This is a genomic window from Verticiella alkaliphila (assembly GCF_018904615.1).
GTDB lineage: Bacteria > Pseudomonadota > Gammaproteobacteria > Burkholderiales > Burkholderiaceae_B > Verticiella > Verticiella alkaliphila.
Window position 1 is genome coordinate 13,936 of sequence record NZ_JADCNH010000037.1, and the last position, 20,451, is coordinate 34,386.

A 20,451-nucleotide genomic window follows, 5' to 3' on the forward strand; every position below is an offset into this window, starting at 1 on the left:
CTCGCTGAGGCCTTTCGCTCGCCCGTTCACGCCTGAGGCCCGCCATGATGACGCCGCCCGTGTCCATCGGCAGTACCGTCCTGCATTCCCTGCGGCCCCGAGAGTCTGCCCACGAACGGGCCACGCATGCGAGCGTGGCCCAGCGTCTGGGCGCCTTGCTCGGCCTCGCGTGGGCCGGTGATTTCACGCCTGGGGCCATCTACGCCGCCCCTCGTTACCTCGTGCCGAGCGACACTCTCGTCGGTGCAGAACAGGCGCACGCACTGGGCGTGCGCAGCGAATCGGACTTCTTCGGCGGGCTCGTGCCCCATCCCTTTGTCGCGACCAAAGCCATCACGCATCCCCTCCTGCATGCCGAGGCCCAGGCGCCGGAGGGATGGAATCCCGCTTTTGCCGAAGCGGTACAGGAGAGCGTTCTGCGCGGATTCACGGCCTTCAGCCTGGCGGATGCTCGACAGGCTGGACAGCGTCTGCTGGCACTGGGTCCGGTGCGCCTCAAACCTGTCCGTGCCACGGCCGGCCGCGGTCAGGTGCGGATCGAGAACGCGCAGGGACTCGACGCCGCCCTCGCGCAGCTCGATGCCGCCGAGCTCGCCGTGTTTGGGGTCGTGCTGGAAGAGAACCTCGAGGCGGTGGCTACCTATAGCGTCGGCCAGGTGCGCGTTGGCGGTCAGATCGCGAGCTACTACGGCACGCAGCGCCTCACGCGCGACAACCGTGGCGAGGAAGTCTATGGCGGCTCCACGCTCACCGTGGCGCGAGGCGGATTTGCCGAACTGTGCCGCCTGATGCTGCCAGTCCATGCCCGAGAAGCCATTGCCCAGGCCCAACGGTACGACGCCGCGGCGGACGCCGCCTATCCTGGTCTTCTCGCCTCGCGGCGCAACTACGACACGGTGGTCGGCCAGGACGCCGCAGGCCGGCGCCGCAGCGGCGTGCTCGAGCAGTCCTGGCGGATCGGCGGGGCGAGCGGCGCGGAGGCCCTGGCTTTGCAGACGCTGGCCCAGCATCCGGACGTGCGCAGCGTGCGCGCCGCCACGGTCGAGGTCTACGGCACCGACGCACGGCCTCCTGAGGGTGCCAGTGTCCACTATCACGGCGACGACGACGAGGTGGGCCCCATCCTCAAGTACGCCTGCCTCGATCCCTCCGGCCCCGGGGACAGCCCCCTTTCCGACGCACGCCCATGACGACCCGCAGCGAATCTGTCCGCATCGCCGTCGACGACGAAGTCATCGCCGGCACCTTTCTCGAACCCAGCGCCCGCGTACCGGGCATCCTCTTCGTCCACGGCTGGGGAGGCAGTCAGCGCAACGACGTGGCCCGGGCAAAGGGCATCGCGGCACTCGGCTGCGTCTGCCTCACGTTCGATCTGCGCGGCCACGAGCGCACGGTCGAGCAGCAGCAGGCCATCACGCGCGAACACAGCCTGCAGGATCTGCTCGCTGCCTACGACCAGCTCGTGGCCCATCCCGGCACTGACCCCAACGCGATTGCGGTGGTGGGCAGCAGCTACGGCGGCTATCTGGCCGCCATTCTCACCACGCTGCGCCCCGTGCGCTGGCTCGGCCTGCACGTGCCTGCGCTCTACCGCGACGAGGATTGGCATACGCCCAAGCGCCAGCTGGGCCGGGCCGATCTGAACGCGTATCGCCGCATGCGTCTGAACCCGGACGAGAACCGCGCGCTCGCGGCCTGCGCGGCCTTCCATGGCGACGTGCTCATCGTCGAATCCGAACACGATGACTTCGTGCCGCACACCACCATCATGAGCTACCGCACGGCCTTTCTGAATTCGCACTCCATGACCCATCGCATCATGGATGGCGCAGATCACGCGCTCAGCACCCCGGCCATGCAGCAGCTGTATGCCGATATCCTCGTGAACTGGATCACCGAGATGATCGTGGGCGTGCGCGTGAACCAGAGTGCGATGCGCGAACTCTTCGAGCGCGACGCGAGCCGCAGCTAGGGCGGCGTGGGACGGTAGAATGCGCCGTCGACTTGCCCCCGGGAATCTCACCATGTTCGCTGCGCGTCCCCTTCTCTGCGCTTCGCTTCTGGCTGCTCTGACCGCTTGCGGTGGCGGTGACGTGGACGTCCTGCCGGATCCGCCACCCGCACCGCGGCCGCAAGGCCTGTGGAATGGCTCGACCGGGGCCGGCTCCGATCTGCGGCTCCTCGTCACGGACGAGCACGTGGTATGGGGCATCTATCAGCCGGTGGGCAGCACCCAAGTTGGCTTCGTGCATGCGCCTCGCCTTACCCTGCAGGACCAGCGCATGATCGTGCCGATCCGCGACTTCGCCCCCGGCAACACGGTGGGCAACGGCGAACTGTCGGCGGTGGTGGCCAATCGCGCGACGTTGCGCGGACAAACGTACGACACGGGGCGCATCGTCCCGTTCCAGGCAGACTACGACGCGAGCTTCGAGACCCAGGCAAGCGACGCGGCCCTGGCGGGTAACTGGGCCGGCACGGATCGGGACGGCAATCCGGTGACCCTCACGGTCACGAGCACAGGCGCCTTCGCTGGCTCGACAACGCCCCGGGGCGGCACGGCCGCCTGCACGTTCCGTGGCAACGCACGGCACCGCGACGGGCGGGGATATTACGTCGTCAGCGTGAGCTTCGACAACACGAATGCCTGCCTGCTGCCGGGCCAGATCGTCACGGGGATCGGCCTGCGGTGGCAGACGGGAGCCGATGCCTTCCTCGGGACGGCCCTGCTGACTGGCGGGGGGGATCAGGGCGTGGCAAGTATTCTCACGCGGCAGCCGACGCCGCCTGCACCGGCGCCGGCTTCCTGATGCGTCAGAACGCGTTCGCGGGTGTTGCTCAGCCTCGGCGCTGACCCGCGCCGCGTTGCCGCTGGCTCGTCTGGTCCTGGCCCGTGCCGAGCTGATCGGCGTGCCCATCCTTCTTGCTGCGGTTCTGCGTACTGCCGTGACTTTGCTGTTCCTCGCGCGTCGTATCGTCGTCCTGGCGACTCGTGCCTTCCTGCGGCTGCGTCTTCGTGCTCATGGCTGGCTCCTTGTGAAGTAGGCTAGCCAGCCTGGCGGCGCAACGTGCATGCCTGCACCCCCAGGACTCGCCCGGCGTAGAATCGCCTTCGCCTCGTCTTTCCTTGTTGCGATGTCCTCGCCAGCCGGCTCTTTCTCGTCCCGCGTGCCTTGCATCCTGGTTCTGGTGGCCGGCGTCGTCGCCGCATTGCATGCCGGCAAGATCCCGCCCGCCGTGCCAGCCCTGCGCACGGCGCTGGGCCTGTCGCTGGTCGAGGCCGGCTTTCTGATCTCACTCATGCAGATCGCCGGCGCCACGGTGGGGCTCGCAATCGGACTGGCCACCGGCAGTGTCGGGTTGCGACGCAGCCTCATCGCCGGTCTGTTGCTTCTGGCACTCGCGGGCTTCGCGGGCGGCTTTGCCGACGGCGCCCTGGCCCTGCTGGCGCTGCGTGCGCTCGAGGGCGCCGGGTTCCTGCTGGTCGCCATGCCGGCGCCCGCGCTGCTTCGCCAACTCGTTGCACCCGATCGGCTCAGTGCCGTGCTGGGCCTCTGGGGCGCGTACATGCCGGTGGGGACAGCGCTCGCGCTGCTGACGGGCCCTGCCGTGCTGGCGAGCACAGGCTGGCGCGGATGGTGGTGGTGGCTCGCCGCATTGGCGCTGGTGACGGCATTCTTTGCCTGGCGGCTGATTCCTGCCGATACGAGCCTGCCCAGCCGCACATCAGGCCGCCCTTGGCAGCAGCGCCTGCGCGACACCTTGCAGCACCGCGGGCCATGGCTCGTCGCCCTGAGCTTTGCCTGCTATTCCAGCCAATGGCTCGCGGTCGTGGGCTTTCTTCCCGAGATCTACGCTGCCGCCCGGGTGTCGGCGACGTGGATCGCCCCGCTCACCGCCCTTGCCGCGGCCGTCAACATGATCGGCAACATCGCTGCCGGCCGCTGTCTGGCGCGCGGCATGGCCGCACATCACCTGCTCTGGATGGGCTTCGGCGCCATGGGCCTGGGGGCCGTGCTCGCCTTCGTCCCGGCGACTCCCCTGGGGCCCGAAGCCCGGTATCTGGCGATTCTGGTGTTCTCTGCCGTGGGCGGACTGGTACCCGGCACCTTGTTCACGCTGGCGGTGCGCCTCGCCCCCAGCACGGACACGATCGCCACGACCGTCGGGTGGACGCAGCAACTGTCAGCCCTCGGCCAGCTGATCGGGCCGCCGCTGGTGGCCTGGATTGCCGCGCAGGCCGGCGGCTGGCAGTGGACGGGCGTGCTGGCTGCGTTGGCCAGCGCAGCAGGCGTAGTGATCGCCATTCGCCTGGCGCAAGTCCGCCCCATTCGATGATGGTTTGCGTGCAAGGAAAGCGTCGCCCCGAATGACGCCCCATGCACTGCGCACAATCGATACAATTGGTCGGATATGTGATGCGCTGTGAGGGTCCGCCTTCGCGATCTTCAGCGTGGTGCAACAGGAAGACTTCCGGTCACTCATGAATACCCGCCACGTGGCGCTCCAGTCGTTCGTCCACGTCGTCGGCCTCGCCCTCTTGATCCTGGGTTCGACGCTACTGGTCACGCATCTGCTGCCGAGCGGCCCCGGACGCTCGCCGTTGGCGATGTCGGCAGGCGATGCCGCATTGCTGGTAGGCGTAGGTATCACGCTGCTTGCCGGCATTCGCGGTAATCGAGCGGTCCAGAGCGCCATGGGCGCCATTCTCCTGGCCGTGGCGGCGCAGCAGGGGTTAGGGCGTGGCTGGCCACCGCCAGCGGGTGCCCTGACGGCCCTGCCATTCGGCATGGCCGGCCTGGCTGCCGTCATTGGCGTACAACATCGCGTAGCGCGCCGGCTCACAGCCCTTCTGGGACTGGCCATCGTGCTGACAGGTGCGGTGTCGCTGTGCGGACTCTGGCACGTGGCGCTCGGCGAATGGCGACTGAGTCACGCGCTGCCCTCGGGCACGATCGACCTCGCCCTGCTCCTTGCCGGGGCAGCCATCCTGTCCCTGGCGGCCGCACCTGCGGGCCGCCGCGACATTCTCCCGCGCCGATTGCTCGCTGCCGCGACACTTGGCGCAACGGTGTGCTGCGCCGGCTGGTTGGGCCTTTGGCTTCAAGAGCATCGACTCACCACCGAGAAGAGCGACGCCCTGCTCCAGGAAATCGGCTCGCGGCTGGTGAACACGATGGACCATCACGTGTCCTTGCTGCGCCGCATGGCCGATCGCTGGAACGCCGCCGGTGCGTTGCCTGACGACGCGCTATGGGCAGCCGAAGCCGGCAGCTATCTGCGCGACTTCCCCAGCATCGAAGTCGTCGCCATCCTGAGTCCCGAAGGCCAGATCCATGCCCTGCGCGAGAAGGGCTCAGTGTCCTCCGCCTGGCTGGCTGGCGTGCTCGACGGCGAGGAGGTGCAGCGCTGGCTCGACAAGCTGCCACCGCAGAGTCCGCGACTGAGTCCCATCGGCCGTCCGGACGACAAGGCCCACAGCCTGATCGCCGCGCCTCTGAACGCGCCGGCGCTGCAGCAGTGGAAGCTGCTCGCCGTGCTGGATGCCACCACGTTGCTGCGCAACAACCTGGGCGACATGCCCGATGGCTTTGCCATCCATGTGCAACGCGACGGCACCACCCTCTACGCCGGCACGCGCGCCGAGCGTCCCGAGCCGGCCCACCACATCGGCAGCACCGATGTCTTCGTGCACCGCAACGTGGTGTGGGAGATCGCCACCTACCGCGAACCCTACCGCGGTTTACCGCGAGGGCTGCTGGCCGATGCGGCCTTTCTCACGGGGCTCGCCTTCGTGGTGGTGCTGTTGGTGAGCCTGCGCCTGGGCATGCTCGCGCGGCGCGACGCCGAACACGTGGCCGTCCAGCGCGACACCATGACGCTCATCGCGCAGAGCGACGATCTCGGCACCGTCCTGCGCGCGATCTGCGCCATGGCCGAGCAACGCGAGCCGCAAGCGGTGTGCGCCGTGCATGCCCTGTCACCTGACGGCGCATGGCTGGACCTGGTGAGCGCGCCATCGCTGGATGTTCAATCGACGGCTGCGCTGCGCCGTCTGCCGGCCCCCGAGCACAGCAGCGAGGCGGCGCACGCCGGGGTCGGGGCCGACGTGCTGCCCGGGCTGGACGCAGGCTGGCGGGCCTGGGGCAAGGAAGCGATCACGGCGCGCGATGGCAAGCCGTTCGGCGCGGTGACGCTGTACGTGCGCGGCCAGGACGCCTTCGGCCTGGAACAACGTCAGCTGTTGGCGAGTGTCGCCCAGTTCGCCGCACTGGCCTTCGAGCGCGTGCGCAATCGCACGCAGCTGCGGGCGAGCGAACAACGGTATCGCTCGCTCTTCACCTTCAATCCGGATGCCGCCTTCTCGCTGGATTTGCAAGGACGCTTCACCACGGCGAACCCGGCAGGGCAACGTCTGCTGGAAACCCCCGAGACAGCGCTGGTCGGCCGGCACTTTGGCGATTACGTACCCGCGCAGGACATGCCCGACGTGCAGGCGCTCTTTGCGCGCACGAGCGAGGGCGATCCACAGCACTTCGCCGTGCGGGGGCCGAACCGGGCGGGCGAGCAGATCGAAGTCGACGTCACGACCGTGCCCATCGCCGTGGACAACGCGTTCGTGGGCGTCTTCGCCATCGTGAAGGACATGACAGAGCGCCGCTCGATCGAGCGCGCGCTGCAGGAGCGCAATCAGTTCTTCCTGCTGTCGCCCGAGATGTTCAGCACGCTGGACGCCGATGGCCGTCTGCTCCAGGTCAACCCGGCCTTCACCCGTGTCACCGGCTACCCCTCTGCCGACCTGGTGGGACGCCCCTTCTCCGAACTGATCCACGAAGACGACCAGGCCACCGTGCAGGCAGCTGGCCGCCGGCTGCGCAACGGCACGCCCATCTATGACCTGGACATCCGTGGCCGGCACCGGGACGGCCACGTCATCTGGTTGCGCTTTCGCGCCGCCATCGGCAGCGATCGCGCGATCTACCTGGCATCGCGCGAGATCACCGAAGAAGTGCGAGTGAGCCGCGACCTTGCACGCAAGGAGCGCTCGTTCCGGCAATTGCTCGACGACAACCGGGACGCATTGCTCGTCGTGAGTCCGGAAGGCGAAGCCACCTATGCCAATCCCGCGGCTCGCGAACTGCTTGGCGCCTCGCTCGCCGGCCCGGCAGCGACGCTGGCCAGCATGGTCGAGCGACGAGGCACGAGCGGTGGTCTCTTCGAATGGACGTTGCAGAGCGCCGATGGCACCCCGCTCGAAGTCGAGGTGCTCAGCGCCAAGACGGATTGGGATGGCCGCACCATGCATCTGCTGTCCTTGCGTGACGTGCGCCTGCGCAAGGCCTCGGAGAAGGAACTGCGTCTGCTCAAGCGGGCCCTGCAAGCCAGCCACAACGCGGTGATGATCATCGACGCACGCGATCCGGCAGGCCCCCTCACCTATGTCAACGCGGCCTTCGAACGCATCACGGGCTACCCCGCCAGCGAAAGCCTGGGACGCGGCATCGAATTCCTCTATGGCCCGCTCACCGAGCAGGAGGCCGTGCTCGACATCCGCCAGAAGCTGCGCGCGCACCGCGAGGTACACGTCGTGATGCGCAACTACCGCAAGGACGGCTCGATCTTCTGGTCCGACCTGTACGTGGCGCCCGTGCGCGACAGCCATGGGCGCGTGACGCACTACATCGGTATCCAGCGCGACGTCTCCGATGCCAAGGAAGCCGAGGCCCGGCTTGCCCACACGGCCAATCACGACATGCTCACCGGCCTGCCGAACCGGCGCCTGCTCGAGCAACGCCTTGCCGAAGGCGTGAGGAGCCCCACCCAGATCGGGGTGGGCCTGGCCCTGGTGTTCTTCGACCTGGACGGCTTCAAGCCCATCAACGACTCCATGGGTCATGCCGTGGGCGACATGATCCTGATCGAGGTGGCCAAGCGCATGCGCGATCACGTGCGCCCGCACGACATGGTGGCTCGCCTGAGCGGTGATGAATTCGTGATGGTGCTCTTCGATCTCACGGCCGAGCATGCCGAGCGCATCACGCAGCGGGTGATCACGTCCATCTCGCAGCCCTTCGAGCTCCAGGAGGGCTGGCAGCACATCACGACCAGCGCCGGGATCACCTTCACCGAGCGCCCGGTGGAGGATCCGATGTCGCTCGTGCAGCAGGCCGACCTGGCCATGTACAAGGCCAAGGACGAAGGCCGCAACAACTTCCAGTGGCACACCGAGGACATGAGCCTGAAGGTGCGCGAGCGCGTGCGCATGCGTAACGACCTGCAGACGGCGCTGGAGACGAGTGGGCTGCGGCTGCACTACCAGCCCAAGTTCGACCGCATCAGCGGTCAGGTGGTGGGCATCGAAGCGCTTGCCCGCTGGCACCACCCGGTTCGCGGTGAAGTGCCGCCCGGGGAATTCATCTCCGTGGCCGAGGAGACCGGGCAGATCATCGCGCTCGGGGCCTGGGCCCTGGAGACGGCTTGCGCCCACAACCAGTGGTTGCGCGACCAGAACCTGTCGGACTTTCGCGTGGCGGTGAACATCTCGCCGATGCAGTTCCACCGTCGGCACTTCGTGCGCGACCTGCAGGCCACGCTGGCGCGCACGGGGCTGCCCGCCGAATGCCTCGAGCTGGAGATCACCGAAGGCGTCCTGCTCGGCACCGCCGAGCAGGCCATCGCCACCCTGCACCAACTGAAGAGCCTGGGCGTGGGCGTGTCGATCGACGACTTCGGCACCGGCTTCTCCAGCCTGTCCTACCTGAAGAGCCTGCCTATCGACAGCGTGAAGATCGACCGCTCGTTCGTGCGCGACGTCAACGACGACACCAACGATGCGGCCATCGCCAAGGCCATCATCTCGATGGCGCACAACCTGGGTTTGCGCGTGGTGGCCGAGGGCGTGGAGACGGCCGAGCAGATGGAATTCCTGAGCCGCAACCGCTGCGATGAATTCCAGGGCTTCCTGCTCGCTCGCCCCATGCCGCTGGAAGCGCTCGTGCGCTTCCTGGAACGCATGGGCAGCCTGAACTGAGACGTTTGCGCGGGGCGCACTGCGTGGCGCCCGTGCAGGTGCGGGGCAGACCGTGGTTTAGAATCGACCGGGTCTTTCCCTCGATCGGCCCCCATCCCGATGCGCTGCGGCGACGGGCTGGATGGCGCCGACGCTTTCGTTGAGCCTGCCCATGACGATTCGCTTTCTTGCCGGCCTGGCCCTGGCCGCCGGCCTTCCACTCGCCCAAGCCCACCATGCTCCCGGTCACGAGACCACGGGTGGTGACGCCGCCGCGGGGGCTCACGCCCATCACGGCGCGCCTACTACGGTGACCGACAAGCCTGCCACCGGCGTGCACGTGAAGGGTTGCTGGATTCGCGCCATGCCCGAGAATCTCCCGTCGGCCGGCTACTTCACCATCCACAACGGCAGCCAGGCCCCGGTGGCCCTGACCGGCATCGCCAGCGAGGACTTCGGCAGCACCATGCTGCATCGCACGGAAACGCGCGACGGCACGGCGCGCATGCTGCACGTGGACAAGGTAGAGATCCCCGTGGATGGCGAGCAGGAATTCGCCCCGTCTGGCTACCACGCGATGCTCGAGAAGCCCCGCGCCAAGCTGACCGTGGGCGAGACGCGCATCCTCACGTTGCAGTTCGGCGAGGCCGGCACCGTGGCTGCCCGTTGCGACATCCAGCCGCCCTCGGCGCTCGGCCCCAAATCCTGAGGATCTCCCATGCAATATCGCAAGCTCGGCACGAGCGACATCGACGTCAGCGTGATCGGCCTGGGCACCATGACCTGGGGCGAGCAGAACACCGAGGCCGATGCGCACGCGCAACTCGACCTGGCGCTGGACCTGGGCGTGACGCTTGTGGATACGGCCGAGATGTACCCGGTGCCGCCCAAGCCCGAAACACAGGGTCGCACCGAAGCCTACATCGGCACCTGGCTCGCGAGCCGCAAGTCGCGTGATCGCATCGTGCTGGCCACGAAGATGGCCGGCCCGGCGCGCCAGCCGCACAATCCGAAGCACATCCGGGGCGAGGGCAATCAGTTCGACCGGGCCAACCTCACTCAGGCCCTGCATGACAGCCTGCGCCGCCTGCAGACGGATCATGTGGACCTCTACCAGCTGCACTGGCCCGACCGCAACACCGCCACCTTCGGCCGCCTGTCCTATCCCTGGATCGACGATGCGGGCGTGACCGTGCCGATCGAGGAGACCCTGCAGGTGCTGAGCGACTTCGTGCGCGAGGGCAAGGTCCGTCACATCGGCATCTCCAACGAGACGCCCTGGGGCCTGTCGCGCTTTCTGCGTGCGGCCGAGACGCTGGGTCTGCCCAAGGTGGTCACGGTGCAGAACCCGTACAGCCTGCTCAACCGCACGTTCGAGACGGGCCTCTCGGAGTTCAGCCACCGGGATGGCGTGGGCCTCCTGGCCTATTCGCCACTGGCCTTCGGCTGGCTCTCCGGCAAGTACGAGGGCGGCGCTCGCCCGCCCGGGGCCCGCATCACCGAGTTCGCGCGTTTTGCGCGCTACACGAAGCCCGCGGCCATCGAGGCCACGACGGCCTACGTGAGCCTCGCGCGCGCGCATGGACTGTCGCCTGCGCAGATGGCGCTCGCCTTCGTGAACAGCCGTCCCTTCACCAGCAGCAACCTGATTGGCGCGACGAACCTGGATCAGCTGCGCGAGAACATCGGCAGCGTGGACGTGGTGCTGTCGGCCGAGGTGCTCGAGGCCATCGAGAAGATCCACGACGCACACCCCAACCCGGCGCCCTGAGCTCGGACAGCGCGGGCCGTCAGGCCAGCGCTGGCACCGGAAACGACATCGGCCGGCCCCTTGCGGGAGCCGGCCGATGTCATTGGGGCTAGCAGGAGATCAGCGGAAGCTGTTCATCAGATCGCCGCCACCATTGTTGCCGCCATAACCGTAGTCGTTGCCGTAGGTCGTGCCGATGTCGATCTGCACGGTGTCCGGGTCCACCGTCGACATGTCGTCCTTGTAGTGCGTGACCATGCGAGGGAACAGCATGACGAGCGCGACCATGCACAGCTGGATGCAGATGAACGGCACCGAACCCCAGTAGATCTGACCGGTCGTGACCTTGGCCACGCGCTTGCCCGTAACACGATCGGTGTAATCCGCCTTGGGCGCCACCGAGCGCAGGTAGAAGAGCGCGAAGCCGAAGGGCGGGTGCATGAAGGAGGTCTGCATGTTGACCGCCAGCAGCACGCCGAACCAGATCAGATCGATGCCCATCTTGTCCGCCACCGGGCCCAGCAACGGCACGATGATGAAGGCGAGCTCGAAGAAATCCAGGAAGAACGCCAGCAGGAAGGTCATGATGCTGACGACGATGAGAAAGCCCCATTCGCCGCCGGGCAGGTCGATCAGCAGGTGTTCAACCCACAGATCGCCATCCACCGCGCGGAAGGTAAGACCGAACACCGTCGAGCCGACCAGGATGAACACCACGAAGCAGGTGAGCTTGGTGGTCGTGTCCATAGCCTGGATCAAGAGCCGCAGCGTCATGCGCCGACGCACCATCGCCATCAGCAGCGCGCCCACGGCACCCATGGCCCCGCCTTCCGTGGGCGTCGCGACGCCCACGAAGATGGTCCCCAGCACGAGAAAAATCAGGAACAGCGGCGGGATCATCACGAAGGTGACCCGCTCGGCGATCTGCGAGAGCAAGCCCAGCTTGAAGATGCGGTTGATGATGGCGACGAAGAATGCCGTCAAGCCCCAGGCGAGCAGGCCGAACACGATCTTCTCGTCGACGGCCGCATCCGGACTCATGACCGCGAGGTCCACGCCCCAGGCCACCACCGCCGCGAACAGCATCAGCACGACCAACGAACGATTGCCGCTCGCGCCGTTGGGCTCGCGAAAGGCGCGCGCCTCGGGCGGCATGGCCGGCGCGGTGTTCGGCTTCAGGTAGGACAGGATGATGACGTAGGCGATGTAAGAGCCCGCCAGCAGGAAGCCCGGAATGATGGCGCCGCGGTACATGTCGCCGATCGAGCGGCCGAGCTGGTCGGCCAGGATGATCAGCACGAGCGAGGGCGGAATGATTTGGGACAACGTGCCGGAGGCCGCGATCACCCCAGTCGCGAGCTTTCGGTCATAGCCGTAGCGCAACATGATGGGCAGCGAGATCAGACCCATTGAGATGACCGAGGCGCTGACCACGCCGGTCGTGGCCGCGAGCATCGCGCCCACCAGCACGACGGCGATCGCCAGGCCGCCACGCAGTGGACCGAAGAGTTGGCCGATCGTCTCGAGCAAATCCTCGGCCATGCCGGATCGCTCGAGTATCAGCCCCATCAGGGTGAAGAAGGGCACCGCGAGCAGCGTGTCGTTAGTGATGATGCCGAACACGCGTTGCGGCAAGGCCTGAAAGAGCGCTGGCGTGAGCAGGCCGAGCTCGATCCCGACCAAGCCGAAGAGAATGCCGTTGGCCGCGAGGGCGAACGCTACCGGGAAGCCCAGCAACAGGAAACAGATGAGCACCCCGAACATCACCGGGGCGAGATTTGCGGCGAGGAATTCCATCAGCGAGTGCCTTGGCGGGTGGAGTCTTGAACGGGGGCGGGGCCACCGGCGGCACGAAGGGCTGCCTCACGGGCTATGGCTTCCTGGGCGATCTCTTCGGCCAGACGCTCTTCGGCAGATTTCTCTTCCGGCTTGTCGCGCGGATCCGGGCCTTTGCCCATGAGGAACGCGACGCACTTGATGAGGTGGGAGACGCCCGCCAGCACCAGCAACAGGAAGCCGGCCGGAATCAGGAGCTTGACCGGCCAGCGCACGAGGCCGCCCGAATTGGACGACTGCTCGTTGGTGACGTACGAATCCATGAACATCGGCCAGGACAGCCACAGGATCACCACGGCCATAGGCAGCAGGAAGAACAGGGTCCCGAAGAGCTCGAGGTAGATCTGGCGGCGCTGCGTGAAACGCGAGGCGAGGATGTCCACACGGACGTGCTCGTTGCGCAGCAGGGTATAGCCCGCGGTAAGCAGGAACATGGCGCCGAACATGTACCACTGGACTTCCAGCCATGCGTTCGAACTGGTGTGGAACACCTTGCGAACGACGGCGTTGCCGGCACTGATGAAGACGACGATGAGCGTGATCCACATGACCACCTGGCCGACACGCTGGTTGATGGCGTCGATCAGGCGCGATAAAGCGAGCAGGATACGCATCGAGACTCCTGGGATGGGGCCATCATGCGAAGCGGCGGTCGGATCGCGACCACAGCCCGGCGAGCACGAGGGCCAGGGATAGCACAATAGGTTACTGATTTCGTCGAGCAGGCGCGCCTAGGGTATGCCCGCATGTGGCAGAAATGCACGCAAAGACTGGACATCGGCCGCGCCTGGGGCAGACGAGGCCGGAATTATATCGTCACACACCGGGGCTCACGGGCGACCCATCAAGCCAGACGGCCCGAGGACTCACACGCGGCACGGGCCGGCGGGGCGAACGGATTCGCCCCGCCGGCCCGGCCCGCCGCTGTCGAGCGACAGCCTTCAGCCGGCAGGCAGACCAAGCTCGCAGCCTTCAGCTGCGACGACCCAGAGCCGCGGACATGAACTGGTCGAAGTTGTTCTCCGCCACCCGGAACCACGGCACCTGGCTATCCCGAAAGGCCATGTAGTCGTCGTGCACCTTCTTGAACCGCGGATTGCTCGCAGACAATTCCTTGTAGAGATCGTTGGAGGCTGCAAAGCAGGCTTCCATGACCTCACGGGGGAAGGAGCGCAACTGCGCGCCGTTGGCGATCAGCCGGCGCAGGGCGTTCGGGTTCTCGGCGTCGTACTTGCCGATCATGTCGTTGGTGGCCGCTGCCGACGCATTCGACAGCGCCGCCTGGTAGTGCTTGGGCAGCGATTCGAACGACTTGTCGTTCACGTAAAGCGACACCTGCAGCGTGCCTTCCCACCAGCCCGGCGCGTAGTAGAAGCGCGCCACCTTGTTGAAGCCGAGCTTCTCGTCGTCATACGGGCCGATCCATTCGGCGGCATCGATGGTGCCCTTCTCCAGCGCGGGGTAGATGTCACCCCCGGCGATCTGCTGGGGCACCACGCCCAGGCGCGACAGCACCGCGCCTGCGAAGGCGCTCACGCGGAACTTCAGCCCCTTCAGGTCTTCGACGCTCTTGATCTCGTTGCGGAACCAGCCCCCCATCTGGGTGCCGGTGTAGCCGCACGGGAAATTCACGATGTTGTAGGTCTTGAAGAATTCACGCATCAACGACATGCCGTTGCCGTGCGTCATCCACGCATTCATCTGCCGTGTGTTGAGCCCGAAGGGCACGGCGGCGTCGAAGCTGAACGTGGGATCCTTGCCGTAGTAGTAGTAGGACGCGGAGTGGCCGCATTCGACCGTGCCGTTCTGCACGGCATCGAGCACCTGCAGGGCAGGGACGATCTCGCCTGCCGGGAAGGCACGGATGTTGAACTTGCCGCCCGTGGCTTCGTTCAGGTATTTGGCGACCATCTCGCCACCGCTGAAGATGGCGTCTGCACTGCGGGGAAAGCTCGACGCCAGGCGCCACGTGATCGTGGGCATGTCCTGAGCGAATACGGGTGCGGCCAGCGTGGCCCCCGCAGCAGCGCCACCCAGTGCGGCGTGCTTCATGAAGGAACGGCGTTGCATCAATGACTCCTCGAAACCCTGTCTGTCGGTGATTCTTCTTGGCATGGGAACGCCGTTGTCGACTCTTGTGGAGTCTCGCCGACGCTGTTTCATCATGCCACAAAGCTTGCAAAACGCGTGTTGCGTATGGAGCAAACCCGTGGGGTCTTCGCCACGCAGACCCGGGTAAACCCTGGCTCTGAGCGTTGCAACCCGACACCGCGGTGCCAGCCGCAACCTGTAAGCTTCGAGAGCATTCCAACCATGATCCTGATCAGCGACTTGCGCCCTGCATCAGGCACCGGAGACAACATGACCCTCACCCTGCCCGCCTGGCAGCGTCTGGCATTCGCCTGCCTGCTTGCCGCTCCGCTCACGGCCCACGCCGCCAGTACGGCCGACAAGCCCTGCAAGACCACGGAAGAATGTGCCGCCCAGGCGCGGCAGGTCGGTGCGACAGGTGAGCCTGCGCGCACCCGGACAGGCGAGGACGACCAGTTCGCCTGGATGAACCGGATCAACCAGGCGTCGATCGTCATGCTGGTCGAGGAAGGCATCGTCACCCCGGAGATGGGCCGCAAGATCGCCGGCGGCGTCGCCTTCGCCATGCGCCAGGGCGACGCCCCCGGGGGCAAGCGGCCATCAGACGTCATGCAGGTCGAGCGCATCATGACCGACGAGATCGGCCCCGAGGCCTCGCTCATCCATGCCGGGCGCAGCCGGCAGGACATGTATGCCACCTATCGCAATGCGCGGCTGCGCGCTGCCGTGCTCGACTACACCGAGGCGATGAACGCCTCGCGCGAACGCGTGCTCGCGCTTGCCGAGAAGAACGTCGACACGCTCGTGCCGGCCTACACCAATGGCGTGCAGGCCATGCCGGTGAGCTATGCGCATTACCTGCTGGCGTACGAAGCTTCGTTCGCGCGCGACGCGCAGCGTGTGCGTGATCTCTATGCGCGCCTGAACCTAAGCGCCATGGGCACGGCCGTGCTGGCCAATTCCGCGTGGCCGCTGAACCGCGAGCGGCTCGCCACGCTGCTCGGCTTTGACGGCGTGGTGGAGAACTCGATGGATGCCGGCCAGGTCATCACGTTCGACGTGCCTCTGGAGGCCACCGGCATCGCGTCCTCGGCCGCCATCCGCATCGGCGCACTGATGGGCGATCTGCACACCCAGTATCACCAGATCCGCCCCTGGATCCTGCTCGAGGAAGGTGCGACCTACGCGAGCAGCGCCATGCCGCAAAAGCGCAATCCCGGCCTCATCATGCGGGTGCGCGAGTCGGCCTCCGACGTGGTCGGCCTGGCCCAAGCCACCACGATCCGGGCCCACAACGTCACCACCGGCATGACCGACTACAAGGCGGCATGGGACTCGCTCGGGGTCTACCCCGCAGCGCAGTCCATGTGGGAAGGCCTGGACAAGGTGCTGGCCGCGCTGGTGGTGGATCCCAAGCGTGCCCGCGAGGAACTGGACAGCGAGTGGACGACCTCCATGGAGCTTGCCGATACCCTGCAACGTCAGCATGACGTGCCCTTCCGAGTGGGTCACGGCTTTGCCTCGCTCGTCGTGACCTACGCTCGTGAACACGGCCTCGCCCCGCGCGATTTCCCGTATGCCGAGGCACAACGCCTCTATGGTGAGGCAGCCACCAAGTACCGCTGGAGCAACACCACCCTGCCGCTGGACGAGGCCGCGTTCCAGGCCACGCTGTCGGCCGAAGACATGGTCAGGACGCGGGTGGGCACGGGCGGGCCGCAGCCCACCGAGGTGCAGCGCATGCTCACCCAGGCCAAGGAAACGTTGGCGCGCGACCGCACGTGGTTGCGTGAACGGCGCGACCGGATGGCGGAATCGCAGCGCACGCTCGATGCGGCGTTCCAGAAGCTCGTGGACAAGCTGGCGGGTTGAGGACGCATCGAGCGTTCGCGCCCTGACTGCCGCACCCTCTCGGGCATCGCGGCAGTGAGCCGCGAGGGGCCCTCTGTTCGTCAGGCTGCGCCGCCGGGCACGAAGGCGTCGGCGTGGAAATCCTCCGCGGCCAGGCCATGGGCAAGCGCTGTCGCGCGCGTGGCCTGCACAAGTCCAGGCGCCCCGCAACAGTAGAGCACGTGCCCGCGCAGGTCCGGCACGGCAGCGGCCAGCGCGTCTGGCAATCGTCCCGCAAAGGCGTCGGGTAACGCACTCGTCTCCTCGCTCACGGCCGGCACGAACCGGAAGGCAGTCAGTCGCGTCTGCCAGGGCTGCACCGCGGGCAGCAGGTACAGCCCGGCGTCGGTACGTGCCCCCCACAGCAGGGTCACGGTGCGCGGGTCGCCCCGGCGTGCCAGGTCGTCCAGTATGGATTTGATCGGGGCGAAGCCCGTGCCACCGGCCACACAGACCAGCGGGCGGATGTCGTCAGCGGCCAGACCCACACTGCCAAAGGGCAGGACGATCTCGACGGGGTCTCCTGGCACGAGATCCGGCACCATCGCCGTGAAACGTCCCCCCGCCACGTGACGGATGTGCAGCGTCACGCCATCGCTCTCCTGCGGCGGATTGGCCATGGAGTAGGAGCGCTCGACCCATCGGGCAACACGATCTGCAGGTACTGCCCCGCGCGAAACTTCGCCCGCTTGCCCGCCGGCAGACGCAGCTGGAGGATGGACACATCGGGGGCAGCACGCGTGTTGCGAAACACCTTGGCCGTGAGGCGCCGCCTCGCGCTCGCGTCCACGCGCTGCCAGTGCCGTGGCGCGAGCGTGACCTCGCCGCTCGGCGCGGCCCGGCAAAACAGGACCTCGCCCGGCGCGCAGGCCGGATGCTCAAGCGTCGTCCCGGGCAACGGATGGACCTGCCCGGCGGCGATGCTTCCGGCACAGTTGCCGCACACGCCCTTGCGGCAGGAGTACGGCAGGTCGATACCTGCCTGCAGGGCCGCACTGAGGACGTCCTGGCCGGGCGCAGCCTCGAAGGCGACGTCGGTGTCGGCGATGCGAAGGATGGTGTTCATGGTGTCGAAGGCAGGTTGCAGAGCCCGCCAAGAAGATCGATCGTTCTCAGGATGCCGTCGGCGCGGGCCACGCCCTGCCCTGCGATATCCATGGCGCAACCATGACCCACGCTGCTCAGCAGGGCGTCGGCGCCGATGGAGAGCGCGCTGGCAGCCTGGGGCGCCAGCAGCTTCACGGGAATGTGGCCCTGGTCATGGAACATGGCGACGTACAGGTCCTGCTGTCGCTGGGAGAGGAGTACGTCGGCCCCGGCGGGCGGATCGACGGCCATGCCTTCCTCGCGCAGCGCTGCGGCGGCGGGCAGGGTGACACGCGCATCGTCAGGACCGAAGAGACCCGATTCGGAGGCATGCGGATTGATGCCGAAGATGCCGACGCGCGGCTCGCGCACGCCCATCGCGGCGCAGGCCCGGACGCCGGCCCGGGCGGCCGCCTGTACCAACGCACTGTCGAGCCGGCCCAAGGCGTGGCGCACGCTCTCGTGCAGCGTCGCATGGACGATGCGCAGCCCTGCGCCCACCAGCATCAGGAACACCGCGTCCTCGGGCACGTTGCATACCCGTGCCACCAGCGAGGGATAGCCGTTGAACGCGATACCCGCCCGGTGGATCGCCATCTCGTGGTGCGGACCCGCCACCACGGCGTCGACCTCGCCCGCCCGACAGGCCTGCAGCGCCACGGTGGCGGCTGCCACCGCGGCAGCACCCGCCTCGGCGCAGACGACGCCAGGGCGCATGGCGGATGCGGGCAGGTCGCCCGTGGCCTGCACACGCGCGCGCGTCAGCACGTGCGTCAGACCCAGGCGCGCCGCGGTGGTTGTCCATACATTTTCCGGCCCCACCAGCGTCAGCGCGAGGCCGGACGCCTCCTGCCTCGCGGCGAGCGCCTTGAGCGCAATCTCCGGTCCGATGCCGTTCGGGTCGCCGCAGGCGATCGCCAGCCGTCGCACGTTCGTTGACATCGCCGCGCCTACAGTGGCAGAGCCAGCAACGTGTCGGTGATCGTGCTGTCACAGACGACGACGCGCTCGGCCAGGCGCAGCCGGCCGTCCTCGCGCACGAAGCGGTCTTCGTAGGCGCCCGTCGCGAAGACGTCGGTCTGCCCCGTGGCCATGATGCGCGCCACGAGGAACGGCGTGCGCGCCTGCGGTGCCTCGGCAGACGCGTTCAGCACGTGCGGCATGCCCAGGATGTGCCGGTAGCGTTGGCGCTCGTAGATGTTCGCTTCGCGCAGCGCGCAGACGCGGTCCTCGAGCATCGCGCGGGAGTCGGCATAGACGATCCCGGCCGGCAGGCCGTCGCGCTGATTCTCCCAGTGCGTGATGCGGTAGTGGCAGTGTTCGGTGAAGTACTCGGGCCAGGCCTCGAGCGCATCGCTGTCGATGGTCTCGGCATAGGCGGCATTGAATGCACAAATGTCCAGCAAAGTGGTCATGATCGAAGCTCGTCCAGGTCAGGGGGCCATGTAGTAGCGGTACGCCTTCCAGAAGCCGCGCACGGAAGCCTCCGTCGCGCGCCCTTCGCTGGAGGCCGCGTCCTCCCCGCCCATCTCGACGATGGCCTGCGCGTCGTGGGCGCCGGCGATACCGCGCTGCACGAAGCCGCCCACGGCGCCATCCTCCATGGAGATGAAGCCGGCCGGACCGATGAGATTGGACTGCTTGAGCCGCACCTGGCGCTGTTCGGGCGTGTCGGAGACGTAGCCGAGATACGTCCAGTTCAGTTCCGTGCGCGCCACGCCCTTGGGCAGCACCTGCCGTACGGCCAGACAATTCTGAATCTGCTGAAGCACGAAGCCCGGGAACACCGACAGGATCTGCAGCGTCACGCCATCGTCGTACTCGGTGAAGCCGGCGAGCAGACTCGGGTCCTTGAGCCGGTAGTCGTCCGTGTCCGAGCGCAGCTTCTGGGCTTTGTACGAATCGTCCTTGGCACGCTCCGGCTCGATCATCGAGTAGCTCACGTGGTGGGCGCCGCTCGGGTCGACGATGACGCCGCCGCGCTGGGACAGACGGTTGAGCTCGAAGGTCGTGAAAAAGAGGTGCAGCAGGCTCGCGTGATAGCTGTCCTTCACATTCTCCACGTAGAGCTTCCAGTTGTTGGGCAGTGCCTGCGTGAACCGGCCGATCACCTGCACCGGCTCGCGCAGCACGCGCCGGATGCGCTGGCTGATCTCCTCTCCCAGGTATTCCTCGATCGGCAACACGTCGTCGCTAAAGCTGCCGAAGACGAGCCCACAGAAGACAGCGATGCGCAACGGCCGGGGGCCATGCGCCTCCTTGCAGAAGCTCGCCGGCATCCCACCCTGGCCCTTGACGCCGTGCTCGAAGGCAACGCCGGTGAGCTCGCCCTGCCGGTTGTAGCTCCAGGCGTGATACACGCACTGGAAGCTGTCCGCGCGCCCCGCGCGTTCCAGGGCAATCAGCGCGCCCCGGTGAGCACAGCGGTTCTCGAAGCCGTAGATCTCGCCATCGTCATCGCGCACGACGACCACGGGGGTCTCGCCGGCAAACGTCGTGCGGTAGTCCCCCGGCTCGGCCACCTCGGCGTCCAGGCACAGATAGTTCCAGGTGGGCCCTTGAAAGATTCGCGTCTGTTCGGCCGCATGCTGCTCGGCATGGGCATAGACGGCGAAGGGCACCCGGGTGAGTTCGGGTGGCATGAACACCAGGGGGCGGACAGCGGATGATTCGAGCATGGCGGACTCCAGGCACCCGGAAGATCCAGGCGTGTGTCGCCACCTTAGGGAGGGCTCAAACGCGCGTCAACGAAAAACGAACTTTTGTTCGCTTAACGAACTTCGGTGCT

Annotated in this window: 17 protein-coding genes; 8 read left to right on the forward strand and 9 right to left on the reverse strand. The window is 67.0% G+C overall.

All coding sequences use genetic code 11. The annotated features are described in order from the left end of the window. The first annotated feature begins 44 nt into the window (after nucleotides 1-44). The 3 genes from IMZ29_RS18175 to IMZ29_RS18185 are packed head-to-tail and all read left to right on the forward strand — an operon-like array spanning nucleotide 45 to nucleotide 2,810. Nucleotides 45-1,190: a DUF3182 family protein gene (locus IMZ29_RS18175; protein ID WP_216186725.1), complete on the forward strand. Its 1,146-nt coding sequence runs from the start codon at nucleotides 45-47 to the stop codon at nucleotides 1,188-1,190. Then, on the forward strand, nucleotides 1,187-1,972 hold the full coding sequence (locus tag IMZ29_RS18180) for an alpha/beta hydrolase family protein (protein WP_216186727.1): 786 nt from the start codon (nucleotides 1,187-1,189) through the stop codon (nucleotides 1,970-1,972). The genes IMZ29_RS18175 and IMZ29_RS18180 overlap by 4 nt, the downstream gene beginning before the upstream one ends. A gap of 52 nt (nucleotides 1,973-2,024) precedes the next feature. Next, nucleotides 2,025-2,810: a hypothetical protein gene (locus IMZ29_RS18185; protein ID WP_216186729.1), complete on the forward strand. Its 786-nt coding sequence runs from the start codon at nucleotides 2,025-2,027 to the stop codon at nucleotides 2,808-2,810. Between the two features lie 28 nt (nucleotides 2,811-2,838). Here the strand turns inward: IMZ29_RS18185 and IMZ29_RS18190 are convergent, their stop codons facing one another. Next, nucleotides 2,839-3,024, reverse strand: coding sequence for a hypothetical protein (locus IMZ29_RS18190; protein ID WP_216186730.1), 186 nt, complete (start codon nucleotides 3,022-3,024; stop codon nucleotides 2,839-2,841). Nucleotides 3,025-3,168: 144 nt separating this feature from the next. Between IMZ29_RS18190 and IMZ29_RS18195 the strand changes: the two genes are divergently transcribed. The 4 genes from IMZ29_RS18195 (at nucleotide 3,169) to IMZ29_RS18210 (ending at nucleotide 10,781) form a co-directional block, all read left to right on the forward strand. After that, nucleotides 3,169-4,338, forward strand: a complete 1,170-nt coding sequence (locus IMZ29_RS18195; RefSeq protein WP_371820342.1) for an MFS transporter — start codon at nucleotides 3,169-3,171, stop codon at nucleotides 4,336-4,338. 145 nt (nucleotides 4,339-4,483) lie between these two features. Next, nucleotides 4,484-9,031, forward strand: coding sequence for an EAL domain-containing protein (locus IMZ29_RS18200; RefSeq protein ID WP_216186734.1), 4,548 nt, complete (start codon nucleotides 4,484-4,486; stop codon nucleotides 9,029-9,031). 151 nt (nucleotides 9,032-9,182) lie between these two features. Further along, a complete protein-coding gene (locus IMZ29_RS18205; RefSeq protein ID WP_216186737.1) occupies nucleotides 9,183-9,719 on the forward strand; it encodes a copper chaperone PCu(A)C in 537 nt (178 codons plus the stop codon). Between the two features lie 9 nt (nucleotides 9,720-9,728). Then, entirely contained in the window at nucleotides 9,729-10,781 is a 1,053-nt protein-coding gene (locus tag IMZ29_RS18210; protein ID WP_216186739.1) for an NADP(H)-dependent aldo-keto reductase, read from the forward strand. A 99-nt stretch (nucleotides 10,782-10,880) separates the two neighbouring features. Here IMZ29_RS18210 and IMZ29_RS18215 read toward each other — a convergent pair whose 3' ends face one another. From IMZ29_RS18215 to IMZ29_RS18225, 3 genes are all read right to left on the reverse strand, one after another. After that, entirely contained in the window at nucleotides 10,881-12,557 is a 1,677-nt protein-coding gene (locus tag IMZ29_RS18215) for a TRAP transporter large permease (protein WP_216186741.1), read from the reverse strand. Then, nucleotides 12,557-13,210: a TRAP transporter small permease subunit gene (locus tag IMZ29_RS18220; RefSeq protein WP_216186743.1), complete on the reverse strand. Its 654-nt coding sequence runs from the start codon at nucleotides 13,208-13,210 to the stop codon at nucleotides 12,557-12,559. Before IMZ29_RS18220 ends, IMZ29_RS18215 begins: the two co-directional genes overlap by 1 nt. Nucleotides 13,211-13,568: 358 nt before the next feature. Continuing rightward, nucleotides 13,569-14,666: a TRAP transporter substrate-binding protein gene (locus tag IMZ29_RS18225; RefSeq protein ID WP_216186745.1), complete on the reverse strand. Its 1,098-nt coding sequence runs from the start codon at nucleotides 14,664-14,666 to the stop codon at nucleotides 13,569-13,571. 291 nt (nucleotides 14,667-14,957) lie between these two features. Between IMZ29_RS18225 and IMZ29_RS18230 the strand changes: the two genes are divergently transcribed. Further along, nucleotides 14,958-16,559, forward strand: a complete 1,602-nt coding sequence (locus IMZ29_RS18230) for an argininosuccinate lyase (RefSeq protein WP_216186747.1) — start codon at nucleotides 14,958-14,960, stop codon at nucleotides 16,557-16,559. A gap of 80 nt (nucleotides 16,560-16,639) precedes the next feature. Here the strand turns inward: IMZ29_RS18230 and IMZ29_RS22925 are convergent, their stop codons facing one another. Genes IMZ29_RS22925 through IMZ29_RS18250 form a run of 5 tightly spaced genes read right to left on the reverse strand, consistent with a single transcriptional unit; the run spans nucleotide 16,640 to nucleotide 20,341 of the window. Further along, the gene (locus IMZ29_RS22925) at nucleotides 16,640-17,197 is read right to left on the reverse strand and encodes a ferredoxin reductase domain-containing protein (protein ID WP_253207246.1); all 558 of its coding nucleotides are present in this window, start codon (nucleotides 17,195-17,197) and stop codon (nucleotides 16,640-16,642) included. Then, nucleotides 17,164-17,643 carry a 2Fe-2S iron-sulfur cluster-binding protein gene (locus tag IMZ29_RS22930; protein WP_253207247.1) on the reverse strand — a complete coding sequence of 160 codons (480 nt, stop codon included), beginning with the start codon at nucleotides 17,641-17,643 and terminating at the stop codon, nucleotides 17,164-17,166. Before IMZ29_RS22930 ends, IMZ29_RS22925 begins: the two co-directional genes overlap by 34 nt. Then, nucleotides 17,640-18,605, reverse strand: coding sequence for a PdxA family dehydrogenase (locus IMZ29_RS18240; RefSeq protein ID WP_216186750.1), 966 nt, complete (start codon nucleotides 18,603-18,605; stop codon nucleotides 17,640-17,642). Before IMZ29_RS18240 ends, IMZ29_RS22930 begins: the two co-directional genes overlap by 4 nt. An 8-nt stretch (nucleotides 18,606-18,613) precedes the next feature. Beyond that, entirely contained in the window at nucleotides 18,614-19,078 is a 465-nt protein-coding gene (locus IMZ29_RS18245; protein ID WP_216186752.1) for an aromatic-ring-hydroxylating dioxygenase subunit beta, read from the reverse strand. Nucleotides 19,079-19,096: 18 nt separating this feature from the next. Continuing rightward, nucleotides 19,097-20,341, reverse strand: a complete 1,245-nt coding sequence (locus tag IMZ29_RS18250; protein WP_253207248.1) for an aromatic ring-hydroxylating dioxygenase subunit alpha — start codon at nucleotides 20,339-20,341, stop codon at nucleotides 19,097-19,099. Nucleotides 20,342-20,451 lie beyond the last annotated feature (110 nt).

Bases quoted from the DNA above. Each gene is read 5' to 3' on its own strand.
- IMZ29_RS18240 (WP_216186750.1), bottom strand. From the start codon at position 18,605: ATGTCAACGAACGTGCGACGGCTGGCGATCGCCTGCGGCGACCCGAAC.
- IMZ29_RS18205 (WP_216186737.1), top strand. From the start codon at position 9,183: ATGACGATTCGCTTTCTTGCCGGCCTGGCCCTGGCCGCCGGCCTTCCA.
- IMZ29_RS18215 (WP_216186741.1), bottom strand. From the start codon at position 12,557: ATGGAATTCCTCGCCGCAAATCTCGCCCCGGTGATGTTCGGGGTGCTC.
- IMZ29_RS22925 (WP_253207246.1), bottom strand. From the start codon at position 17,197: ATGGCCAATCCGCCGCAGGAGAGCGATGGCGTGACGCTGCACATCCGT.
- IMZ29_RS18190 (WP_216186730.1), bottom strand. From the start codon at position 3,024: ATGAGCACGAAGACGCAGCCGCAGGAAGGCACGAGTCGCCAGGACGAC.
- IMZ29_RS18200 (WP_216186734.1), top strand. From the start codon at position 4,484: ATGAATACCCGCCACGTGGCGCTCCAGTCGTTCGTCCACGTCGTCGGC.
- IMZ29_RS18230 (WP_216186747.1), top strand. From the start codon at position 14,958: ATGACCCTCACCCTGCCCGCCTGGCAGCGTCTGGCATTCGCCTGCCTG.
- IMZ29_RS18245 (WP_216186752.1), bottom strand. From the start codon at position 19,078: ATGACCACTTTGCTGGACATTTGTGCATTCAATGCCGCCTATGCCGAG.
- IMZ29_RS18225 (WP_216186745.1), bottom strand. From the start codon at position 14,666: ATGCAACGCCGTTCCTTCATGAAGCACGCCGCACTGGGTGGCGCTGCT.
- IMZ29_RS18175 (WP_216186725.1), top strand. From the start codon at position 45: ATGATGACGCCGCCCGTGTCCATCGGCAGTACCGTCCTGCATTCCCTG.
- IMZ29_RS18180 (WP_216186727.1), top strand. From the start codon at position 1,187: ATGACGACCCGCAGCGAATCTGTCCGCATCGCCGTCGACGACGAAGTC.
- IMZ29_RS18210 (WP_216186739.1), top strand. From the start codon at position 9,729: ATGCAATATCGCAAGCTCGGCACGAGCGACATCGACGTCAGCGTGATC.
- IMZ29_RS18220 (WP_216186743.1), bottom strand. From the start codon at position 13,210: ATGCGTATCCTGCTCGCTTTATCGCGCCTGATCGACGCCATCAACCAG.
- IMZ29_RS18250 (WP_253207248.1), bottom strand. From the start codon at position 20,341: ATGCTCGAATCATCCGCTGTCCGCCCCCTGGTGTTCATGCCACCCGAA.
- IMZ29_RS18185 (WP_216186729.1), top strand. From the start codon at position 2,025: ATGTTCGCTGCGCGTCCCCTTCTCTGCGCTTCGCTTCTGGCTGCTCTG.
- IMZ29_RS22930 (WP_253207247.1), bottom strand. From the start codon at position 17,643: ATGAACACCATCCTTCGCATCGCCGACACCGACGTCGCCTTCGAGGCT.